Source organism: Bacillus sp. FSL W8-0519, assembly GCF_038005585.1.
GTDB lineage: Bacteria > Bacillota > Bacilli > Bacillales > Bacillaceae_G > Bacillus_A > Bacillus_A paranthracis.
Window position 1 is genome coordinate 3,338,921 of the sequence record NZ_JBBOTL010000001.1, and the last position, 22,017, is coordinate 3,360,937.

16 protein-coding genes and 2 pseudogenes are annotated in these 22,017 nt (G+C 36.4%); 7 read left to right on the plus strand and 11 right to left on the minus strand.

Features of this window, described 5'->3' with window-relative positions; genetic code table 11:
- Positions 1 to 40: 40 nt before the first annotated feature.
- A complete protein-coding gene (locus tag NST14_RS17540; RefSeq protein ID WP_229142861.1) occupies positions 41 to 7,513 on the minus strand; it encodes a DUF7507 domain-containing protein in 7,473 nt (2,490 codons plus the stop codon).
- A 116-nt stretch (positions 7,514 to 7,629) separates the two neighbouring features.
- Between NST14_RS17540 and NST14_RS17545 the strand changes: the two genes are divergently transcribed.
- On the plus strand, positions 7,630 to 8,379 hold the full coding sequence (locus NST14_RS17545) for a (S)-benzoin forming benzil reductase (protein ID WP_001271062.1): 750 nt from the start codon (positions 7,630 to 7,632) through the stop codon (positions 8,377 to 8,379).
- 35 nt (positions 8,380 to 8,414) lie between these two features.
- Here NST14_RS17545 and NST14_RS17550 read toward each other — a convergent pair whose 3' ends face one another.
- The 6 genes from NST14_RS17550 to NST14_RS17575 all read right to left on the minus strand — a co-directional run bounded on the left by NST14_RS17550 (position 8,415) and on the right by NST14_RS17575 (position 14,922).
- Positions 8,415 to 9,248, minus strand: coding sequence for a GNAT family N-acetyltransferase (locus NST14_RS17550; protein ID WP_000615394.1), 834 nt, complete (start codon positions 9,246 to 9,248; stop codon positions 8,415 to 8,417).
- Between the two features lie 67 nt (positions 9,249 to 9,315).
- Complete coding sequence (argH, locus tag NST14_RS17555) at positions 9,316 to 10,824, minus strand: argininosuccinate lyase (protein ID WP_229142862.1); 1,509 nt, start codon at positions 10,822 to 10,824, stop codon at positions 9,316 to 9,318.
- A 101-nt stretch (positions 10,825 to 10,925) separates the two neighbouring features.
- The gene (locus NST14_RS17560) at positions 10,926 to 12,035 is read right to left on the minus strand and encodes a serine hydrolase (protein WP_000751358.1); all 1,110 of its coding nucleotides are present in this window, start codon (positions 12,033 to 12,035) and stop codon (positions 10,926 to 10,928) included.
- Between the two features lie 117 nt (positions 12,036 to 12,152).
- Positions 12,153 to 13,100 carry a nucleoside hydrolase gene (locus NST14_RS17565; protein WP_155005152.1) on the minus strand — a complete coding sequence of 316 codons (948 nt, stop codon included), beginning with the start codon at positions 13,098 to 13,100 and terminating at the stop codon, positions 12,153 to 12,155.
- A gap of 106 nt (positions 13,101 to 13,206) precedes the next feature.
- Positions 13,207 to 14,640 (minus strand): sodium/pantothenate symporter, encoded by a 1,434-nt coding sequence (gene panF / locus NST14_RS17570; protein ID WP_001104829.1) that lies wholly within the window; start codon positions 14,638 to 14,640, stop codon positions 13,207 to 13,209.
- 3 nt (positions 14,641 to 14,643) lie between these two features.
- Positions 14,644 to 14,922, minus strand: a complete 279-nt coding sequence (locus NST14_RS17575) for a YhdT family protein (protein WP_000800722.1) — start codon at positions 14,920 to 14,922, stop codon at positions 14,644 to 14,646.
- A gap of 273 nt (positions 14,923 to 15,195) precedes the next feature.
- Here NST14_RS17575 and dhaS point away from each other — a divergent pair.
- Both dhaS and NST14_RS17585 read left to right on the plus strand, forming a co-directional pair.
- Positions 15,196 to 15,975: pseudogene (dhaS, locus tag NST14_RS17580) on the plus strand (aldehyde dehydrogenase DhaS); the annotation flags it as partial.
- 312 nt (positions 15,976 to 16,287) lie between these two features.
- Positions 16,288 to 16,479 (plus strand): hypothetical protein, encoded by a 192-nt coding sequence (locus tag NST14_RS17585; protein WP_086719986.1) that lies wholly within the window; start codon positions 16,288 to 16,290, stop codon positions 16,477 to 16,479.
- A 46-nt stretch (positions 16,480 to 16,525) separates the two neighbouring features.
- On the opposite strand, the gene NST14_RS17590 is transcribed toward NST14_RS17585, so the two are convergent.
- A complete protein-coding gene (locus tag NST14_RS17590) occupies positions 16,526 to 17,017 on the minus strand; it encodes an arsinothricin resistance N-acetyltransferase ArsN1 family A (RefSeq protein ID WP_176359724.1) in 492 nt (163 codons plus the stop codon).
- 103 nt (positions 17,018 to 17,120) lie between these two features.
- On the opposite strand from NST14_RS17590, the gene NST14_RS17595 reads away from it, so the two are divergent.
- The 3 genes from NST14_RS17595 to NST14_RS17605 all read left to right on the plus strand — a co-directional run bounded on the left by NST14_RS17595 (position 17,121) and on the right by NST14_RS17605 (position 18,654).
- The gene (locus NST14_RS17595; RefSeq protein ID WP_086719989.1) at positions 17,121 to 17,567 is read left to right on the plus strand and encodes a MarR family winged helix-turn-helix transcriptional regulator; all 447 of its coding nucleotides are present in this window, start codon (positions 17,121 to 17,123) and stop codon (positions 17,565 to 17,567) included.
- A gap of 70 nt (positions 17,568 to 17,637) precedes the next feature.
- Complete coding sequence (locus tag NST14_RS17600) at positions 17,638 to 18,504, plus strand: permease (RefSeq protein WP_086719991.1); 867 nt, start codon at positions 17,638 to 17,640, stop codon at positions 18,502 to 18,504.
- An 18-nt stretch (positions 18,505 to 18,522) separates the two neighbouring features.
- The gene (locus NST14_RS17605; protein ID WP_088883293.1) at positions 18,523 to 18,654 is read left to right on the plus strand and encodes a hypothetical protein; all 132 of its coding nucleotides are present in this window, start codon (positions 18,523 to 18,525) and stop codon (positions 18,652 to 18,654) included.
- An 83-nt stretch (positions 18,655 to 18,737) separates the two neighbouring features.
- Here the strand turns inward: NST14_RS17605 and NST14_RS17610 are convergent, their stop codons facing one another.
- Positions 18,738 to 19,190 (minus strand): DUF4362 domain-containing protein, encoded by a 453-nt coding sequence (locus tag NST14_RS17610; protein WP_086719993.1) that lies wholly within the window; start codon positions 19,188 to 19,190, stop codon positions 18,738 to 18,740.
- A 180-nt stretch (positions 19,191 to 19,370) separates the two neighbouring features.
- Here NST14_RS17610 and NST14_RS17615 point away from each other — a divergent pair.
- A pseudogene (locus NST14_RS17615) lies at positions 19,371 to 19,552 on the plus strand (arsenic resistance protein); the annotation flags it as partial.
- 97 nt (positions 19,553 to 19,649) lie between these two features.
- Here the strand turns inward: NST14_RS17615 and NST14_RS17620 are convergent.
- Both NST14_RS17620 and NST14_RS17625 read right to left on the minus strand, forming a co-directional pair.
- A complete protein-coding gene (locus tag NST14_RS17620; protein ID WP_086719995.1) occupies positions 19,650 to 20,339 on the minus strand; it encodes a hypothetical protein in 690 nt (229 codons plus the stop codon).
- A complete protein-coding gene (locus NST14_RS17625; RefSeq protein WP_229142864.1) occupies positions 20,332 to 22,008 on the minus strand; it encodes a site-specific integrase in 1,677 nt (558 codons plus the stop codon). The genes NST14_RS17620 and NST14_RS17625 overlap by 8 nt, the downstream gene beginning before the upstream one ends.
- Between the last annotated feature and the right edge of the window lie 9 nt (positions 22,009 to 22,017).

The following is a 22,017-nucleotide window of genomic DNA, read 5'->3' on the forward strand; positions in this document are numbered from 1 at the left end:
AGAAAGAGCATCCTTCTCTTACAGGATGCTCTTTCTGCATTTATTTTCTCTTTATTTGCAAGTGATCACACGGAGAACATTGAAAAGAAATTTTCCCTAAACAATTAAGATTCGTTTCGCAAATTTGTTCTATCGTTGGAACAAATGGAATAACAACTATATTACTTTCTACTATTTGTATAACAGGTGGTAACACTGTGCCTACTTGATGTTCGAAACGAATACTTGCTTGATTTATATAATTCCCCGAACCACTTGGGGCACTCTGAACTACTACTTGGAACGAAACTGTTCGTGCTTCACCTGGATTTAAATTCCCTATAAGAAATCCTGATACCGGGCTTACATTTGGTACTGGTGTATTATCAACCGTTACACTTCCAAGGACAAATCGAACACTACTATCTAACATATCTTGAAAACGAATATTTTGTATGACAGTATCACCCGTATTTGTAATAACTGTCGTAAAGGTAATAACATCTCCAATCGTTGCTGCCTGTAAATCTGCCGTTTTTACGACTGTCGTTGAGACATTTTGAGGAATAAACGGGATAACAACTGTATTGCTATCACCTTCCACTACTACTGGTAACTCATTCGGATTTACAATTGCTAGCCCATTTGCTATAGCAGTATTTGTAACTAAATTATTTATTTGTCCTCCTGTTATGACAACTTGGAAATTAATAATGGCTGCATCATTTGGCTGAAAATCACCTAATGGAATACCGGTATTTGGATTAGCAAATGGAAGAGCTACATCGTTTACCGTTACCGTGCCATTTATAAATAACGTATTTGGATCAATGATATCCGTTAACACAATGTTGGTCACAGGAACTGTACTATCATTTATAACGGCAATTCCGTAAGTGACAACATCTCCTACCATTGCTACTTCAAAGTTTGCTCCTTTTGCAACAAATAAGATTGCAGTATTTACCGTCACTATAACTGTATTGCTCGTGTCCATCACTGTAACTGGAGGCTCTCCTGGTACTAAAATATATTCTGCTAACGCCCCAGCAACGTTTACTACTGTACCACCATCTGGAAAACTTGTAATCGTAGCTTTATATGTTACAAGTGCCGTCTCACCAACTGGAATATCTGGTATCGTAAATCCAATTTGCGGATTTACCCCCGGTTGCAGAACCCCATTTATCGTTACACTATTTGGAACGAAATCAGCTTCCTGAGATAGCACATCGATAAATTGAACATTCATTGCATCAGCAGTACCAGTATTTAATATACGAACCGTATACGTTACCGTTTCTCCTACGCCAACAATTGAATGGTCTACTTCTTTTAGCATATCTAAGCTACCTCTATTTACCGGCGTAACCGTCGTATTACTTGAATTTGTAATTGTAGACGGAGGTTCTCCTGGAATCAATTCGAAATCACCCGTTACTCTCGCTGTATTCATAATGCTACTAGAAGACGGAACCGAGATTACATTTACTTCAAATGTAATTAATACGCTATCCCCTACAGCAAGATCCGGTAATGAAAAGCCTACAAATGGATCTAATCCTACTTGCGGAATCCCATTTATTTGTACACTTCCAGGAACGAATTCTAAACTAGGTGACGGAAAATCGATAAACTGAACATTCGTTGCTGTTACCGTTCCCGTATTTGTAACTTGCACACTATACGTTAACGTATCTCCTAAACGTGTCGCTTCTTTATTTACAGATTTTATAACGCTAAATCGTCCTCTATTCACTCTAGTTATCGTCGTATTACTCGGCTCTGTTACTACAACTGGTGGTTCTCCTGGCACTAAAGTAAAGCTTCCTGTTATATTTGCAACGTTCGTAATTGTTCCTGATGACGGGATGTTTGTAACTGTCGCTTGAAACGTTACTATAACCGTTTCACCAACTGGTATATCTCCAACTCCAAATCCAGTAATCGGATTTAAGTTTGGTTGCGGGGCTCCATTTATCGTTACACTATTTGGTACAAATGACGCTCCTGCTGAAATGGTATCAATAAACTGAACATCATTAGCTGTTACTGTTCCTGTATTCGTTATTTGCACTGTATACGTCAATACATCTCCAACTAGAGTAGCGGCTCTATTTACTTGTTTAATAACATTAAAGCGTCCTCTATTTACAGTTGTGAGTGTTGTATTACTTGGCTGATTTACTATAACTGGTGGTTCTCCCGGTACTAATACAAAACTTCCAGTTACATTTGCCGTATTGGCAATTGTTCCGTTTGACGGAACACTAACAACAGTTACTTGGAATGTGACTTCTACACTTTCACCTGGGTTTATATCTGGAAGCGGGAATCCATTATTCGGATTGAATCCAGGTTGTAACACACCGTCTATCGTTACACTGTTCGGCACGAATGCTATAGAGGAAGGTAGTACATCACTATATTGAATATTCGTTGCTGGCACTGTCCCTGTATTTTGAACTACTGTTGTATATGTGATTGTATCGCCTACTGCAACAACCGGCTGACTTACTGATTTTAAAACATTCAAACCAGGCTCATTGATTTCTGTTAATGTCGTATTACTTGTCGTCGTCTCCGTAATCGGTGGTTCTGTTTCACTTACAGCAAATGTAGCTGTAACGTCTACAAAGTTAACAATCGTACCACCTTCTGGTATGCTTGTAACCACTTCCTGATATGTGACAACTACAAAATCATCTACAGGTATATTTGGAACTGTAAAACCAATGAAAGGATCTAATCCTGGTGCAGACACCCCGTTGATGCTCACACTTCCTGGTACAAATGCTACACCAGCAGAAGTCGTATCGATAAATTGAACATTGGTCGCTGGCACTGTTCCGAAATTAAATATCAATACATCATACGTTAATATTTCTCCTACAGTGGCTACTTCCTTATCTACTAGTTTTAACGGAAAAATAGACGCTATATTAATTGTCGTAACGACTAAATTCGTTAATATCGTTTCTGTAATCGGTGGTTCCTGCGGATTTGGTTGTGAAGTAAATGTAACATCTGCATCATTTAAGATGACTTCATTATCTGGAATTTCCGTAATGGTCACTTGGAACGTGACCTCAATACTTCCACCAGCGATTAATAATGGAGTAACTGTAAATCCTATTTCCGGATTTAAACCAAGTTGCTGCACTCCACCTATCGTTACACTACCTTCTATAAATGTCGTTCCTTCTGGGATGACATCTTGGAAGAACACATCTGTAACTGGTATAATTCCTACATTTGAAATGAGCACAGTGTACGTTAATACATCCCCAACCGCTCCAGCTGCAACGTCAACTGTTTTTGTTGCTGTTACTTCACCAGGAGGAGGTAACGGTATTGTAACTACCGTTGTATTACTTGAGTTCGTTGTTGTTACTGGTGGTTGTAAAGGATTTAATAAGAAAGTGGCTGTAGCAGATGCTGTATTTAATACTGCTCCACGTGTAGATGGTGCAACCACAGTAACTTGGAACGTTACGGTCAATGATGTTCCAGCTGCAATATTAGGAAGCGGGAATCCAGCATTTGGATCAAATCCAGGTTGTGGTGTTCCATTTATCGTTACACTATTTGCTACAAATGTTGTTTCTGGAGCAATTGGATCAATGAAAGAAACGTTCGTTGCTGTTACTGTACCATTATTACGAATGACAACAGAATACGTGTAAGTTTCTCCAAGTGCTGCTTGTTGTACAGATGAAGTTTTTTGTATATTTAACTGTGCTGTGTTTACTTGCGTCACAACGAAATTACTATTTGTAACAGTCGTTATTGGAGGGTTTGCTGGGTTTATAAGAAAACTGGCAGTAACGTTAGATTGGTTTCTTATATTTCCACCGCTCGGAACACTCGTCACGGTAACTTGAAACGTAACCGTGGCCGTTTGCCCGACCGGAATATTTGGTACTGGGAATCCTGCCATAGGATCCGCGCCTTGCTGAACGACTCCATTTATCGTCACACTATTTGCTACAAACGCAGTACCGGACGGAATTGAATCTTGAAAAATAATATTCGTTGCAGGAACAGTTCCTGTATTTTGAATAAGAATCGTATACGTTAACGTATCCCCTACTCCTGCTTGTGGTGTATTTACACTCTTCATTATATTAAGTGATCCTACATTCACTCGCGTCACAACAATATTACTAATCGTTACAATTGTAATTGGTGGCTGGAGAGGACTTACTTGGAAATCAGCAGTTACATTCGCATTATTCGGAAGAACTCTATTTGGTGGTACACTCGTGATTGTTACTTGGAAAGTAACTGTTACCATCCCTCCTACTGGAATATTAGCAAGTGGAAATCCAGTTGTCGGGTTTAAACCTGGTTGAGGTGTCCCATTTATTGTTACACTATTCGCTACAAAAGTGGTTCCAACTGGAATCGGATCAAGGAACGATACATTAGTTGCTGCTACTGTCCCACTATTTTGTATACGTACTGTATACGTTAACGTATCTCCTACACCAGCTTCAGTAGCGCTTACACTTTTTATTACATTTAATCCTGAAGAATTTACGACCGTCATAACAGTATTACTTGGTTCTGTTACAGTAATCGGTGGCTCTGTTGGATTTACAAGGAAATCTCCTGTAACATTCGCACTGTTTACAACATTATTTCCAAGTGGAACTTCATCAATTAATACTTCAAATGTAACAATTACACTCGCACCAGCGGGCAAATTATTTAATGGGAATCCGAATTCTGGATCTGCCCCTTCTTGTAAGATCCCATTCACAAAGACACTGTTTTCAATAAATAATGTACCTTGTGGAATTGAATCTTGGAAAAATACATTTGTAGCTGGTACACTACCTGCGTTTATGACTTCTATTGTATATACTAAAATATCCCCTACCGTTGCAACATCCGTATTTACTGATTTCACAACTTCAAAGTTACCTGATTGTACAGTTGTATTCACAATGTTACTCGGAACATTGATTGTTACGGGTGGTTCACTCGGATTCACTTGAAAACTTGCTGTTACATTTGCTTGATTTAAAATATCTTCATTTTCTGGATCCTGTATAATTAATACATCAAATGTGACTACAACGGTTTGAGCCGCAGGAATATTCGGAAGAGAAAATCCTGTATTCGGATTCAATCCACTTTGCGGTACTCCATTAATTGTTACAGAATTTGCAACAAATGAAACAGCGGAAGAAATAGCGTCTTGGAAAAATACATTTGTTAACGAAACGTTTCCTGTATTTTGAACGGCAATTGTGTACGTTAAAGTGTCCCCTACTGCGGCTTGCGTTGTATTCACTTCTTTTATTACATTTAAACCGCCTGTATTAACTTGTGTCACAACTGTATTCGTTTGTCTATTAATCGTTATTGGTGGCTGATTTGGAATAACGACGAAATTAGCAGTTACATTTCCGCGATTCGCAATCGTGCCTCCTGATGGCGTCGATGTAACTCGTACTTGAAATGTAACAGTCCTACTTCCGCCGGGAGATATATTAGCTACTGTAAACCCAGTCGCTGGATTTGCTCCAGGTTGTGAAATCCCATCCACAGTCACACTATTTGCGATAAATGTCGTTCCAATTGGGATTGGATCTTGAAAAATAACGTTCGTTGCAAGTACATTTCCTGTATTTTGAATTGTTACCGTGTACGTAAGAACGTCGTTAACCGTTGCAAAAGCTTTATCCACTGTTTTTCTCGTTGTTATATCAGCTATATTAATTGTCGTAACTACAGTATTACTTGTCGCTTGCCCAGAAACTGGTTGTTGACCAGGCACTGGAGTAAAGGTAAATGTTGCACTTGCACGGTTCGGAATTGGATTGACAAGAGGGTTCGATGTTACTCGAACTTGAAAGCGCACTACGGTCGTTTGCGAAGCATTAATACTGCCTAGATTAATACTACTTGCTGGATTCGCTCCTGGACGTGCTACTCCGTTTACCGTAACGCTGTTTGCTACAAATGTTGTTCCTGCAGGAATACTATCAACAAAAATAACATTGTTTGCAGTAACGTTTCCATTATTCGTCACATTAACCGTGTACGTTAATACATCATTAAGCGTTGCCGTCTGTAGATCTACAGATTTTTGCATACTTATAGTTGCTTGATTCACTGTCGTTTGTACTGTATTCGAAGAAGACATACTAGTAATAAGTGGACTACCGACGAAAGGACGGAATTGATATGATACCATTGCACGATTTGGAATAGGATTGGGGTTCGGAAACGATGTTATTCGCACTTGAAAGGTAACAATTCTTTGCGTATTATTTGGGATTGTACCTAAATTAATTCCAGTAGCAGGGTTCGCATTCGGCTGTGTTACCCCTCCTACCGTTACACTACCTGCAACAAACGTCGTTCCGCTCGGAATACTATCACGTAATACAACGTTTTCTGCACTTCCTGTTCCTGTATTTGGGACCGTAATCGTATAAGTGAGAGTATCCCCTACCCCTGCGACTGTTCTATTGACCGATTTAACAGGATTAATAATTGGACCTGTTGCATCAATTTGAACACCAAAACCAGCTGCAGCGTATCCATCTCCATTTGTAACAAATCGAACAGTTGCTGACGTTTGATTGTTTACTAAAGATGCGGAGGCATCTACATTCGTAATATCCCACCCCTGTCTTCGGACAGCCAAAGCTACCCCTAACGGCTGATTTAAATCTCCAAATGTACCGCTCGTATCTAAATTTCCGCTGTCATTACAAATTTGAGACTGGAAGAAATTATTTGCAGGGTTTCTCGGCCCGAATAATGCAACTGTAGCACTCGCATTCGGTCCAAAGCGAAGTTGATCTCCAGAAATGTTAGAATCACCTTCTTGAGCAGTTACAAGTACCCTTCCTGTTACAGCTCCTGTAGCTGGCGTAGCAAATCCGGAAATAGTAGCATCAACTGGTGGTGATGAAGCATCAATAATTTCTTGACCTGCATATACTGACAAATTTCGAAGTGGTAAACTTGCATTTTGATACACAACCTCAAGCGTCCAGCCCGCTGAACGGCTAATTGTTGGGTCAGCTGAAGTTCTTGCAGCTGGCACGGCACCTGTAGTATATGTGCCTGCTCCACCTGCACTAACAAGATTCGTTACATTGGCAGAGCGAGCATAATAAAACTGGTTTCCTACTGAACCTTGCTGCGCGGTAGCAGGATCTGGCGTAACAGAAAACGTCCCTGCTGGCGTTGTAAATGTAATGTTATCATTTAAAAATGGTAAAACATCTTCCGTATCAGTCCGGAAAGTACCAGCCCAAACTAATTCTGCATATAACACACTGCTTCCCGCTGGAAGATTTAAAATTGCACTTGAAGAATTCAATTGCCACTCATCTGTTGTCCCCGCTGGGAATCCTGGTACTTGCAACGCTGTATTTACTGTCGTAAACACAGCAAGTGTACCAAAAATATTACCTGGTGCAGGCGATGTAGGGCTAAGTCCCAGCGTATTCCCAGTAAACGTGACGGCACCAGGTACTGTTGTCGTAAACCGATTTATAAAAGGCACACAATCATCTCATTTCAATTATAGTAAAAAGTGCTCTATACTATAAAATGTAGACAAACTATACAATGTACGTTGTCCAACAAAATTCCGCACATATGAGAGGGGTTTATAAAACTATGCGCTACGTTATTATAACAGGAACTTCACAAGGTTTAGGTGAGGCTATTGCCACACAATTGTTAGAAAAAAATACAACTGTCATCTCTATTTCTAGAAGAGAAAATAAAGAGCTTACGAAACTCGCAGAACAATATAATAGCAATTGTGTTTTCCACTCCTTAGATCTTCAAGATGTACATAATTTAGAAACGAACTTTAACAAAATCATTTCATCTATTCAAGAAGACAGTGTATCTTCTATTCATTTAATTAATAATGCGGGTACGGTTGCTCCTATGAAGCCAATTGAAAAAGCAGAAAGTGAACAATTCATTACGAACGTTCACATTAATTTACTTGCACCTATGATTCTCACCTCTACTTTCATGAAACATACGAAAGAATGGAAAGTAGATAAACGTGTTATAAACATCTCATCTGGTGCAGGAAAAAATCCTTACTTCGGATGGGGCGCTTATTGTACAACGAAAGCTGGCGTAAATATGTTTACACAGTGCGTGGCAACGGAAGAAGCAGCAAAAGAATTTCCAGTAAAAATCGTCGCTTTTGCACCTGGTGTTGTTGATACAAATATGCAAGCACAAATTCGGGAAACAAATAAAGAAGACTTCACAAATTTAGATCGATTCATCGCATTAAAAGAAGAAGGAAAGCTATTATCACCTGAATACGTTGCAAAAGCTATTCGTAACTTACTAGAAACCGAAGACTTCCCTCAAGGCGAGGTTATTAGAATTGATGAATAACAAAAAGGCGTGCTATTTTAGCACGCCTTTTTGTTCTACTTCTCTAAAAATATAAGCACAGACTCCGCAATTTGTTCATAACCAATTTCTTGATAAATTTTATTCGATGTTGGATTTGCCAGGTCCGTATATAATGTCGTTGTTTTGTAACCTTCATCTAACATACGTTGACTAAGTGCCGCTACACAATTAGATGCGTATCCCTTTTTCCTTTCTTCTTTCGGCGTATATACGAAATTAACTGTTATATTATTTTTAGTTGGACGTGTTTTTGCTGCTACAGAAACAAGTTTTCCATCTACTTCTAGACCAAATAAACGATGATTAGTAATTAATGTATGTGCCGTTTGTTTTGCTTCCTCTTTCGTAGTAGGAAGATTCACATCTTCGCAAAATTGGTATATCCACTGTTCTATTAATGTTAGCTCATCACTATTTACTTCTCGAAAGACTTCATCTCCGTTCCACTTTTTCTTCACTTGTTTTAATTCATATATACCTTGCTCCATCGCAACAGTAGTTTTCTTATTTGCTAACACTGCAATCTCTTCGGCTAATCTCTGTACAATTTTCTTATTACCGATTAATCCAGGAACATTTGGATATACTTCCGCTAATTTTTTTGCAAGTTCCACGATGTCCTCTTCCGCAATTTCAGACGTAGCAACAATAATTTGTTTCTTCTCTTCTGTTTGAAGAAATACAACCGCAATTTCTTCTCCTTGTTTCGCTATCCCCATAAATATCGGTTGGTGGACCATTTGTAATACGCCTAATATGAGATTATTTTCCTGCTCATTCTTTTCTAGAAATGGTGTAACCTCTTCTTTAAAATTAACAATCTCTTCATATACATGCAATTGAATCATCGACAATCTCTTCTCTCTATTTATAGTTTTATTAAGGTATTGGCGATTAATTCACTAAATCCCTCTTTTACGATTCAATAATATTCGAAGCTAACGTATTCAAATTATTTTCAGCTTGTAAAATTCTCTGTTTTTCCTTTTCAAATACCTCTTCTTCTTGTCGAAATAACTCTTTTCGATTGTTAATCATGCGCTCCATTTCTTTTTTACTCGGCCCACCGTATACATTTCTTTTTTGTATAAAAGCTTCTGGCGATATAATTTCTTTCCACTCTTTTTCTAATAAAGTTATATTAAATTTTTTTTGTAAGTACATATTCACATCTTTCAAATGTAATTCATGAAGCTCCTTTTTCTGCTCCAATAACATATTTGCAATAGCACTCGCTGCATGATGCGCATGCCGAAATGGAATGTCATAGTTTTTTGTTAAAGCATCTGCGAAATCAGTTATCGTAATTGCATGTTTATAGGAACGATTTTTCAACGTTTCTTCCTCAACCTTCATCGTTCGAATAACTGCATTCATAATAGAAAAAACACGAATAGTCTTTTCAATCCCTTTATATAAGTATGGCTGCAAGTCATCCTCTGTATCAACAATATCACCAAATGGTGTATTATGAATCATTTGAAATACTGTAAATGCTTCTCCTAAAGCACTACTCGTAATTGCACGGGCGTGTTCAATGGAAACTGGATTTCGCTTTTGCGGCATAATACTACTAATTTGCACATATGGCTTCGCCACAGTAATACCATCATATTCTTTCGTCGCTAATAGTAAGAAGTCATGGATCCATCTGCTCGTATTCGTCATCATTACCATAAGTAAAGAGCTAACTTCTAATAAATAATCCGCTCCAGCAACAGCATCATATGAGTTCTCAATTACATTTGTAAACCCAAGTAACTCGGCAACTCGCTCTCGTTTAATTGGGAAACTTGTTGTAGCTAGCGCAGCGGCTCCCATTGGGGACTGATTTAAAAGTTTGTACGTTTTTTTCATGCGTTCTAAATCTCTCTGCATCGTATCATAAATCGCTAACGTATAATGACCAAATGTCGTTGGCTGCGCTGGTTGTGTATGGGTATAAGCTGGCATAATCGTTTCCTTATGATCAGCAGCAAGTTGCAATATACTCTCTTGCAATAACAAATGATGTTCCATTAATCGTAATACATACCGTCTTAAACTCATGCGATACATCGTGACACCCATATCATTTCTACTTCTACCAATATGCATATTACTTACAAAATTGCTTTTTGCTTCTTGAGAAATTAAATGTTCTACTAAAAAAAAGAGATCTTCATGCTGCTCTGTATAGAGCAATTGCTCTTCTGGCATTCCCTCTACCTTTTTTAACGCGTGTAATATAACTTTAGCTTCTTCCTTTTTCATTAAATTTTCTTCCATCAGCATCGTAATATGCGCTTTATGCACTTGAAACATATCTTTCAATAAGTAATTTCGTTGAAAATTAAATACATGTTGTAATACACAATCCACATATGTTTTCCCAGGGAAATCAGCGCCTTCACTCTTTATAAACTCTTCTTTACTTTGTTTCATCACCTTTTCCCCTTTCACCTAAGTATTACTACCCATCATACCCAGAGATAGCAAAAAAGTGCTTGTACACAAAAATAAACTCGGTGCTCTCTGCACCGAGTTTATTTAATAAAAGTCGCATCATACTTATCACTTTGCAACACTTGGAAATGCAAGTTTGCTAAATGTTTCCGTATTTCTGCACTGTCGTCCTCATTTAAATTATTTGCTAAAAACACTATTTCTGTACAGTTCCCCCGTTTATCCATCGCATAAACTGCTTTTGTAACTGTCCATGGCGTATAGCCGTTTTTTTGCCCTGCATGTCTAAATGTTTTACGGTATTTCTTAGCGCTCATATCTGTTTCAACGATGTTAGCCCATACTTTTTCTTCTGCTTCTGTCAGTCCACCCTTATGATTTGCCTTTTGAAGCAGTACCATATAATCGTTTGCAGAAGCAGCTGGCAATCGATCTGACCAAATTTTATCGTAACGTTCCTCTAAATAAAGAGGAATTTCCTTCTGTAATAATGGTCCCTTCTTTTTTAAGCGCTCATGAATAATCATCGCATATTGACGATATTGCTCTTGAGACATTTCTTTTAACTTTTTCTCTATTTTATATTTCGGAACGTGTAGTTCTTTATGCAAATATCCTGGAATGTACAAAGATGAAACAATTGGAAATAGCGGCTGATGTGCTGGAAGCGATAAACTTTGTAAATTCCGATTAATATTATCTAATCCTAACACTTCCATTAAATATTCAGCATTCGCATTCGAACTAAACTTAACCATTCCTTTTGCCACTTCTTCTAAAGAAATCGCTCCTTCAGTTATCTTACCTGTCTTCTCCAAATACCTTTGCCATCTATCTTGCGCACCACCATCTGTATTCGGTACATAATAACGATTCACATCATTTATGGAAACAAAACTAGACGAATCAATTTTCCCTTCCGTAACTTGTTTCGTAAATTCAAGCGCCACAATTAATTTCATTGTACTAGCAACTGGCAATACAACATTCGGATTTACAGAATAAACGACTTTATCATTTCTTTTTACTAGAAGCGCGCTATTTTTTTCATCTTTATGTTCTTCAATAAAGGATGCGATATACTGCGCATCATCATTATTCGAACTCCAAACTTTTTTCACTAAAAAATTACCCGATATTAGCAAAACGAAAATACCCACAATCACTGCGCATACTATAGTTTTTTTCAAGTAAAATTCCTCTCCTATTGTGTAGCTCTTCTCTATCTATCTCTTACAAACAAAATAATGGAGATGATTATTTTAGTAATCATCTCCATTATTTTAACTTGTATTCTCCCATTATGTCTACGTCATAATTTTAACGAAATCTTCGAGGAATTTTTTATAGTGTAACGACCAACCAATTCGAACCCAATTCTTTAAAGCTTTTGCATCAGGTTGAGGACGAAAATCAGCAATACTCTCTCCTTTTGCAATCCCTACTGTATCTACATCGACACGGCGGTATACATAGTCCAAAATAGAGGGATTTGCCGCAACCATCATTGTAACGACGTCATGTACTGGACTCCCTGTTATTTTCGGATTTAATTTTCTATAAGCTTTATAATAATACGTAAAAATCGGTTCAATTAATTTATTAAAACTTGTTTTAGAATGTTTCGTAATGTACTTTACCATCTCTGGCGTAATTATAGCTTCAGATGTAACATTAAGCGGCACCAATGTCACATTCTTGGCATTTTGCATTACTAATTGTGACGCAATAGGATCACCATGAAAATTAGCTTCTGCGACTGGTGTCACATTGCCAGGCATTAAAAAAGCACCGCCCATTATATAATATTCCTTCACATACTTCATCAATGGTTTTTCTAAAATAAATGCTGTCGCAAGTGTCGTTGACCTACCAGCATCAACTATAATTAATTCTCCTTTATATTTTTCAAGTATGTCAAAAAACTCACAAAAAGGCTTTATATTTGGAGAAAGATTTTTTGGCGGTCGAATTGGTCCTAAACCTTCCGCCCCATGAATTTCTGGATAGTATGTTGTAATATCTCCAGATAAAGGGATTTTCGCACCATTAATAACAGGTATGTCTTCCCGCCCTGCCAGTTGCAATAAATATGCCGCATTACTTGTCGCCTTTTCTTGCGTTACATTTCCATATCCAGTTACTACACCAACAATATCAATATCAGGATGTAACAATCCATACATAATTGCCAAAGAGTCATCAATTCCCGGGTCTCCTAAAAACAATACTTTTTTCATCACCCTCAACTCCATCCCCTCAATTGTTATTAATTTATGAATATTCACAGGATTACAGAATAAAAAGAACAAATTTATACGAAAAAACGCAGTCCTCTAAGGACTACGTTCTCCCACTAACCTATACTGTTTTCTTTACAGCACTCATACTTCCAACAATATAAGCGATAAACGCAAAACAAATTGGGAAGACAACTGTATGTATACCGAACGGATTTGGATAGAAAAGATGGATACACATATATGAGCTTACCCCAACTAAAATAGATGCAAGCGCTCCTGTTGCATTTCCTTTCCTCCAATATAATCCTAATACGATTGGCCAAATGAATGCTGCTTCTAATCCACCGAAAGAAAATAAATTTAACCATATTAAAAAATCAGGTGGTTTAATTGCTGCTGCATAAACGAGCAGTCCTACGATAGCAGTAATCCATAAACTCCCTTTTCTAATCGTACTATCTGCCGCATCTTTATTTATGTAATTTACGTATATATCTTTAATGATTGATGAACTTACAAGTAGCAATAACGAGTTTACTGTAGACATAATCGCTGCCATTGGTGCAGCTAAGAAAACCCCAGCTAACCAAGGTGGCAACACTTCCATCGCGAGTAGCGGCATTACTTTATCTGGTACCGTTATACCTGGAAGTACGACTCGTGCGAACACACCCGTTAAATGCATACCAATCATAATTGTACCGACAACAATCGTCCCAATTATTAACGCTTGATGCATCGCTTTTGAATTTTTATAAGACATGGCACGCACACTAATTTGCGGTAAACCGACAACGCCAATTCCAATTAAAATCCAAAATGATGTCACATATGATTTCGTTAAACTACCATCTGCTCCGAATGGTGTAATTAAATTCGGATTGATTTGAACAAGTTCCTGCATAATCTTTTCAATTCCACCACCGGCAACGACAGTAGCAATTAAGATGATTGTCGTTCCAACTAACATAATGATACCTAATAACGTATCTGATAAAGCAACTGCACGAAATCCACCAATTAATACGTACACAAGTACAGAAAAAGTAAATAAAAATAGTGCTGTTGTATAAGAAAGACCCGTTAGCGACTCGATTAATCGGCCACCGCCGACCCACTGAGCTACTGTTGCTGAAAATAAAAAGATAATAATACATAACGCAGAAAGTATGACAACTGCTTTATTATTATATCTTCCCTTTAAATAATCGATAAGAGTAATGGCTTCCATCTTCCTAGCGATAATTGCAAACTTTTTACCGATAACTGTTAAAACGATATAACCTGTTACAACTTGAATCGCAGACAACAATACCCATCCAAGCCCCATATTGTAAGCAATACCAGGACCACCAATAAAGCTACTAGCACTACCGTATGTAGCAATCATTGTCATCGCTAATAATAAACCACCGAGCTCACGCCCACCTAAAAAATATTCTTGCAAAAATTTATTATGGGCAGTCGCTTGTACACGTCTTGAAGCATATACACCAATTAAAAATACAACGATAAACGAAATTATCATTGGAATGATTACATACCAATTCATCTATTATTCCTCACTTTTTTCTTCCTCATCGAGTGAAATATCTTGAAATACAAAACGAACAACTAAACTAAGTAAAATAACCATAACGATAAATCCAACGATACAGCTATAAAAAAACCATGCTGGAAAACCAAATACATATGTATATTCACTTGGATTTTTACTACCAAGCCCATAAGCAAATCCGTACCATATTATAAAATTGATAATAGCAAGTCCAAGACCAATTAACGCTTCTCTATGGGCGATTCGAAAGCGTGGATCATCATGATAATTCTTCATTTTTCTCCCTCCTCTCACGATGTATTATTGTACCATTGTTCTTCTAGTTTTTCCTACTAGAAAGCAAAAACAAGCAGGATTTTTTATAATCATATAGAAGACTTTCTTACATTACATATTTTTTACAATTGTAACACAAATGAAATTTGAATTTTCAGTATTTGTTAATTATGATTTTAATTAGAGGCTTTCCATCTAGTTTCCACATCCTTGATTTCGGAATAAACGCCGTCTCGTACTGCGTTTACATTATATTTTCAAGGGGGTTATACAATGAGTCAACTAGCTGTAAATCTTCATGAAAAGGTAGAAAAGTTTCTTCAAGGTACAAAAAAGTTATATGTGAATGGATCTTTCATTGAAAGCGCTTCCGGTAAAACGTTTAACACACCTAACCCAGCAACTGGCGAAACACTTGCCGTCGTTTCTGAAGCTGGTCGCGAAGATATTCATAAAGCTGTCGTTGCAGCTCGCATAGCTTTTGACGAAGGTCCTTGGTCTCGCATGAGCACTGCTGAGCGAAGCCGGCTTATGTACAAGTTAGCTGATTTAATGGAAGAACATAAAGAAGAGCTTGCACAGCTTGAAACGTTAGATAACGGAAAGCCAATCCGTGAAACAATGGCAGCAGACATACCACTTGCAATTGAGCATATGCGCTATTATGCTGGCTGGGCGACGAAAATCGTTGGTCAAACAATCCCTGTTTCCGGTGATTATTTTAACTATACACGTCATGAAGCTGTTGGTGTCGTTGGTCAAATTATCCCTTGGAACTTCCCACTTCTTATGGCAATGTGGAAAATGGGAGCAGCGCTTGCTACAGGATGTACAATCGTTTTAAAACCTGCAGAACAAACTCCACTATCTGCCTTATACTTAGCTGAATTAATTGAAGAAGCTGGATTCCCGAAAGGTGTTATTAATATCGTTCCTGGATTCGGTGAATCAGCTGGACAGGCTCTTGTTAATCATCCACTCGTTGATAAAATTGCATTTACTGGTTCTACTCCAGTCGGTAAGCAAATTATGCGCCAAGCATCTGAAACATTATAGGTACGTTTTTTCTTGGTCACTTTTAATTTCCCCTTGTGCCTCATAGGTTATTTACATTTCGCCCAACACCTATTGGTCGAAATGAATTATTAACGCCTTCTAAAACCTCTATTTTCAACTCACTTTTAAGTACAAATACACATATACTATTATTGGACTGGGCATCCTGTATTTTGTTAGGATACTCTTTATTGGTAACACATATAATGTGTACTGTGGAGGTCCTGCATTAACACTGGGACACTTTTTACTGGTAACGCATATACTGTTACTGGGTTGGTCGTCCTGCATGACTAGGAGGGACTTTTTATGTCTCTTAATGAAGAGGACAATTTTCTAGAAGAAGACGAGGATGAAGGAATTGAATTAAAAACAATCCCCATTTCAGAGTATGTAAAACTACGACGCGAACAACGAAAACAAGAACAACAAGTATTTGAAGACAAACTAAAAGTCCTCAAAGAAAAAACAGCTAGATTAAAAAAAGAACTAGGATACTAATATTAAAATGCCTCCGAATAATTTAATTCGAAGGCATTTTTTCTTTTTATAAATCAATATTTTTTTCCATTGCCATAACATCAACAAATTCTCCGTCTAACTTACCTTGATTTTCAAAAACACCTACTTCACGATAACCCATAGAACGATATAAACTTTGACCTAATGCATTAAAAGGAAATGTAAACAAAACAATTTTATAAAATGTATTTTGTACAGCAACCTCTTCAATCTTTTGTAATAGCCGTTTTCCTATCCCTTTTCCTCGTTGCTCTCGGTCAATGTAAATAGATAAATCAGCAACACCGTTATACGCACAACGGTGAGAATAGGGGTTTAAAGACACCCACCCTACAATTTCTCCTTTCATTTCCGCCACTAATACGGCATATCGTTCTCCACGATTTACAAACCACTCTTCCATATCATGAATAGTCTTCTCATTTTCTTCTAATGTAGCAATTCGATCTTTTATTCCTTGGTTATAAATGCGTGTGATTGCTTCAATATCAGTACTTTGACACTTCCTTATCTCCATATTCATACCCCTTTTTCAAATTTATAAGAAAATTATAAAGGAAAATAGTTGCATTTTGCAAATATTATTGTATAGTATAAATATAGCAAAGGAGGAATTCGTAATGAATGATGCAAGAGAACTATTTCAAGTATTCGCAAGACGTTTTGGTTTTTTAAATAAAAACTGTTGTAGTATTGGCGGGGTAGAGATTTCACTTGTTCAAAGCCACATCTTATATGAAATTAGCAAACGTGATCAACCCTCTATGCAAACCGTATCAGAAACTCTAGGCATGGATATTACAACATTTAGCAGACAAATCCAAACACTTGTGAAAGAGAAATTTGTTACAAAAACGCCTTCTTCACAAGACCGAAGAATTCATACTTTATCCCTAACCACAGAAGGAACATTTGCTGTTGCTACAATCAATGAACAAATGAATCAATATTTAAATGAAGTGTTCTCAAAAATGAGTCCATTTGAAAAAGATATGATATTAAATTCTATTCAGTTGTTAAACAACGCAATGCAAGATACTGATGTTTGCTGTAAGCCACTTGCTTGAGCAAAGTATTTTGCTCTTTATTTTAAACTAATACTTGCAAAATGCAACTATTTTAAAAGGGGGAATTAACATGTGGGAAACCATTCTTCGCGATTTCTTTTCTATCGCACTTGAACTAACTCTCTTATTTGTTGGTATTTCATTCTTTATTCAAGTCATTCAAAGCTTTTTGCCATACGACAAGCTAGACGTATTGCTCTCTAAATCAAACTTTCTATACAGTTCTTTCATTGCTATCGTATTTGCTTTTATTACACCATTTTGTTCTTGTTCAACGATTCCAATTGTTGTGAACTTATTAAACAAAAAAATTCGATTTGGAACAGTTATGGTATTTCTGTTTTCTTCACCAGTCCTTGATCCAACGATATTAACACTTATGACTGCAACGCTAGGTGTAAAAGTGACGCTTACATATACGGTCATTACATCCCTATTATCCATTATCATTGGCTACACACTTGAAAAATTAGGATTCGAAAAAGAAGTCAAACAGGTAATTATGAGTGGATATGAAGAAAAAACGCAATCATTTAGCTTAAAAAATGCTTTTGTTGAAGTGTTTCAATTAATGAAGACAGTATATCCTTACCTAATCTTTGGTGCACTAATTGGAGCTGTTATTCACGGAGCTGTACCTACTGAATGGATTACAAACTATTTAGGAGGTGATAATTGGTGGCTTGTTCCGATTGCTGCTATTATTGGTATCCCATTATATATTCGTCTTTCTACGATGATTCCAATCTCGCAAATCATGATTGCAAAAGGAATGGCATTAGGTCCAGTTATGGCATTAATGATTAGTTCTGCGGGTGCAAGTTTACCAGAGATAACATTGCTAAACAGTATTTTCAAAAAGAAATTAGTCGTAGCATTTATTCTTTCAGTAATGAGTATGGCAACACTTTCAGGATTTTTATTTTATTTCATATAAAACAGAGGAGGAATTACCATGAGTATCTTTAAAAAACTATTTCAGAGCAAAGAAAAAGATTGTTGCAGTATTAAAATTGAGGAAGTAAAAGAAGAAAAGAATGATTCAACTTCTAACAACACTGATAATAAATCAGAGTGCTGTAAATAAAATAATAAATATATAGTAAGAAAAACATCTGCCTATGCGTCAGATGTTTTTCTATTGCGTAATATCATTTCTTATATCATTACTCAATCATGTTTTAATTTACTTTTTTCTACACGGAAAAGAAAGGAATCCTGCTGTTTTGCACAACCACTTACAAAGAAATCCACTTGACCTTGTTCATTTTCCTTCTTAATTATTTCTGTGCAAACATCTTTTTCTATACCTTTATCGTTTCCAGCATACGCATCGTTTGAATTGTCGTGAGTATATTTCAAGACTTTCCCATTAAATTGCAAATCTTGAAATATGGGGTCTCCTTCATGTGTATAGCTTGTCACTCGTATCGTATCTTCTTTTTTATTAGAGAGGTTTGTTAAGAACTGTTCAAATCTTGTTAAATTAGCAACTTTGCTTTGTTGATACACAATGTCACCTCTTTTTATTGCTTCCTTGGAACTATAGCTTTTATTATTTGAACAACCGAAGGCAGTAATAACAATCAAAAATAGAATCACAGCGAAGAACAATTTTTTCATTTTCTCCTCCAAACTGATTATTTAGGTTCATCCTCTTAACCTTTTGATATAATATATTCCAACATGCATCCTTCATTGATTTAATTCTAAAATATAATTACATTTCCCTTTAACCGTTTTAAATAATGATTTAATAACATTATCCTATTAAATGGGAACAAGTTATCCTGTTGCAACTTCTTATCATTCACAGTAGCAAGTAATAACTTTGAATTAGCTATCGCTGTTGCAGTCTGGTATTTGGCATTCATTCAAGTGCGGCTTTTACGGCAGTTATTGGTCCATTAGTAGAAGTCCCTGTATTAATTGTTCTTGTAAATGTAGCTCTAAAGTTCCAAAAAAATTCTCAAAATAAATACTAAAGCCTACTCATATAAGCGAGTAGGCTTCTTTCTATAATTAAATTCAGTTGTTTTAATATTATTAATAATTTAATTTGTTATTTTGTTACTTTTAATCCTATTTACGAAACTTGCTTGCAAACGAAGACTTTACTGGCTTCTTATCGATTGACAGAACCTTCGGCCCTTCTTGTACCTCTTCCTTCTCTTTAAACGTCTCTAAGAAAGCCGTAGGGTCCTTAAACGCCGTTTTCATGGCATAGTCCACCTTTTTATCCACTTCTTCGTTAGAATGTCCCATTAGCGTTCTATACAGTCTGTATACCACACCTTGTAGCTTGTCCTTACTTTCTTTTTCTTTCTTCAAATCTTCTTTTGCCTTGTCATGACTTTCTTGTAACTTAGATAAGTCTTTCTGTAATTTCTTCTCTCTATCTAGCGACTCATGAAATTGCTTTTCCATGAAGAGTAAATGCTTTAACAGATCATCTTTATCTTTATATCTTTTATTGACCAAATCAACTACGTTTGGCACTTTTACTTCTTTTCCGTTGGAAACAGTTACCGTTTCACTAAAAACCTCATTTGCTTTTTCTACTTCAATTCGACCGAGACGACCTTCTTTTCTCCAAAATGCATCAGAGGTAGAAGCTGATATGACTCCTTGTTCATGAAGTTCATTCGCATAACGGTGAATCTCTGAATAACTGATATTCCCCATACCTTGTATATTCTCTCTAAACATCAAGATTACTTTTCGTACTTCTTCCTCAGTTAATTTTGATTTACGGCCCACTCTTTTAGTCATGTGACATTCTCCCTCCGTCCATTTCTTCTAATTTAGAACTTAGTAATGCCATTTTGTATATATCGCTCTGGATAGCATTTGCTTTCGTTTTTATCTTCGTTAACATTTCTGGATTTCTTCTTGATAATTCGTCTTGTAGAAATTGTTTATTTAGGTTTTGTAAGGCTGCTGTCATTTCATTTACGTTGTTTCTCATTTCAAGTATTTCCTTTTGGATTGTGTCTTTCTTTTCCAAATACTCTTCTAGTTCAATTCCCCAATGAGAACAGAAATAACAACGTTTGGATTCACATTTTTGTTCTTCGTCTTTACAAAATCCTATGTTCATTTTTTGTTTATACGTTCCTTCGTTTCCATATACTTTCAGCTTTACTTCATCAGGAATAGTACCCGCTGACACTGTTGAGAGACTAGTGTTTTTTACTTTTTTCATTAGCTTAAACACTTCACAATCCACCCAGTACTCTTTATGGTTAGAGTAATGCAATTGTGTTTGAATTGTTTTGTGTCCTCCTAAACGTGCGATTTCCACAGGACTATACCCTTGCATCATCAATGACATAAAAGCCAAATGTCGTGTATCGTTAGGTCGAAGCTGATGTTCTGGTTCTACTTTAAAATCATATACTTGTTCTATTGTTCTATAAAAACTAGGAATTAACGTTTCTAGATTTTGTCTATTGAATTGACTTGTATTTTTTTGCATATACCCACGATTATCGTTTTCCACACTCATAATTGAACGAAATGAAATCAAAGTATCTGTTTTACCATATTGATTCGTTAAATCAATATAACGACTAATTAATTGATACATTTCTTCATCTATTAACACTTTATCCATAATTTGTACTCTCTTTGTATTCTGTTTCGTTCTCGGCAAGTGTAGATAATATTTATCTTTATCTACACTTAAACAATCTCGTTTTATCAAACAAAACTCCGAAGCACGCATTGGAATGATTGTTGTTAACCTCCACCATATTGCGAGTGGATATACCATAAGTAATTCCTTATCAAATTTTTCTTTATCGATAAAGCTTTCCATCAATGTTTCAAAATGTTTTTCCAAGTAATACGAAAAAGATAATACATACTGTGAAGGTGGCAATACTCTTATATTACTTTTTTGTCTAGGCATTTTATCTTTTAGTTCTACAAGAGCAGGAAGGTAATCATCTGCTATTTCTAAATCACTATAATCAAAAAAATTACACAACGTACTTACAATCTCTCGTCTATAATTATGGCTGTATCCCCCATATTCAAGATAATTCATAAGAGTTTCTACCTCGATTGCTTTGAAACCGTTGGTTACTTCGTAACCTTTCGTCAAATGAATCAAGCAATGAATTGCCATTGTTTTATGTCGATCAATAAGATTAATAATCCAGCACTTTATGATAGTTTTAAACTCTTGTGGCAATTTATGATTAAATTGTGCGGAATCAAAAGCATTAAATTTATAATGATTAGACATCTCACTATACAAAACCGTATTAACTACCCAATGATCGTCTTCAAATTCCCCTTGAAGCCAACGATTTTCTTCTACAAGTTTTTGTATAATTTCTTTAGCCTCAATAACACTTTGTTTTATATTAAATCCTTCATCAGAGAAAACATCTATATCAAGTTCTATTTCTTTTACTGTATCCGTTACGGACATACTAGTTCC

Excerpts from the sequence above, each read along its gene's own strand:
- NST14_RS17545 (WP_001271062.1), top strand. The coding sequence starts at position 7,630 with ATGCGCTACGTTATTATAACAGGAACTTCACAAGGTTTAGGTGAGGCT.
- NST14_RS17550 (WP_000615394.1), bottom strand. The coding sequence starts at position 9,248 with ATGATTCAATTGCATGTATATGAAGAGATTGTTAATTTTAAAGAAGAG.
- argH (WP_229142862.1), bottom strand. The coding sequence starts at position 10,824 with ATGAAACAAAGTAAAGAAGAGTTTATAAAGAGTGAAGGCGCTGATTTC.
- NST14_RS17565 (WP_155005152.1), bottom strand. The coding sequence starts at position 13,100 with ATGGAGTTGAGGGTGATGAAAAAAGTATTGTTTTTAGGAGACCCGGGA.
- panF (WP_001104829.1), bottom strand. The coding sequence starts at position 14,640 with ATGAATTGGTATGTAATCATTCCAATGATAATTTCGTTTATCGTTGTA.
- NST14_RS17575 (WP_000800722.1), bottom strand. The coding sequence starts at position 14,922 with ATGAAGAATTATCATGATGATCCACGCTTTCGAATCGCCCATAGAGAA.
- NST14_RS17585 (WP_086719986.1), top strand. The coding sequence starts at position 16,288 with ATGTCTCTTAATGAAGAGGACAATTTTCTAGAAGAAGACGAGGATGAA.
- NST14_RS17590 (WP_176359724.1), bottom strand. The coding sequence starts at position 17,017 with ATGGAGATAAGGAAGTGTCAAAGTACTGATATTGAAGCAATCACACGC.
- NST14_RS17595 (WP_086719989.1), top strand. The coding sequence starts at position 17,121 with ATGAATGATGCAAGAGAACTATTTCAAGTATTCGCAAGACGTTTTGGT.
- NST14_RS17600 (WP_086719991.1), top strand. The coding sequence starts at position 17,638 with ATGTGGGAAACCATTCTTCGCGATTTCTTTTCTATCGCACTTGAACTA.
- NST14_RS17605 (WP_088883293.1), top strand. The coding sequence starts at position 18,523 with ATGAGTATCTTTAAAAAACTATTTCAGAGCAAAGAAAAAGATTGTTGC.
- NST14_RS17610 (WP_086719993.1), bottom strand. The coding sequence starts at position 19,190 with ATGAAAAAATTGTTCTTCGCTGTGATTCTATTTTTGATTGTTATTACT.
- NST14_RS17620 (WP_086719995.1), bottom strand. The coding sequence starts at position 20,339 with ATGACTAAAAGAGTGGGCCGTAAATCAAAATTAACTGAGGAAGAAGTA.
- NST14_RS17625 (WP_229142864.1), bottom strand. The coding sequence starts at position 22,008 with ATGTCCGTAACGGATACAGTAAAAGAAATAGAACTTGATATAGATGTT.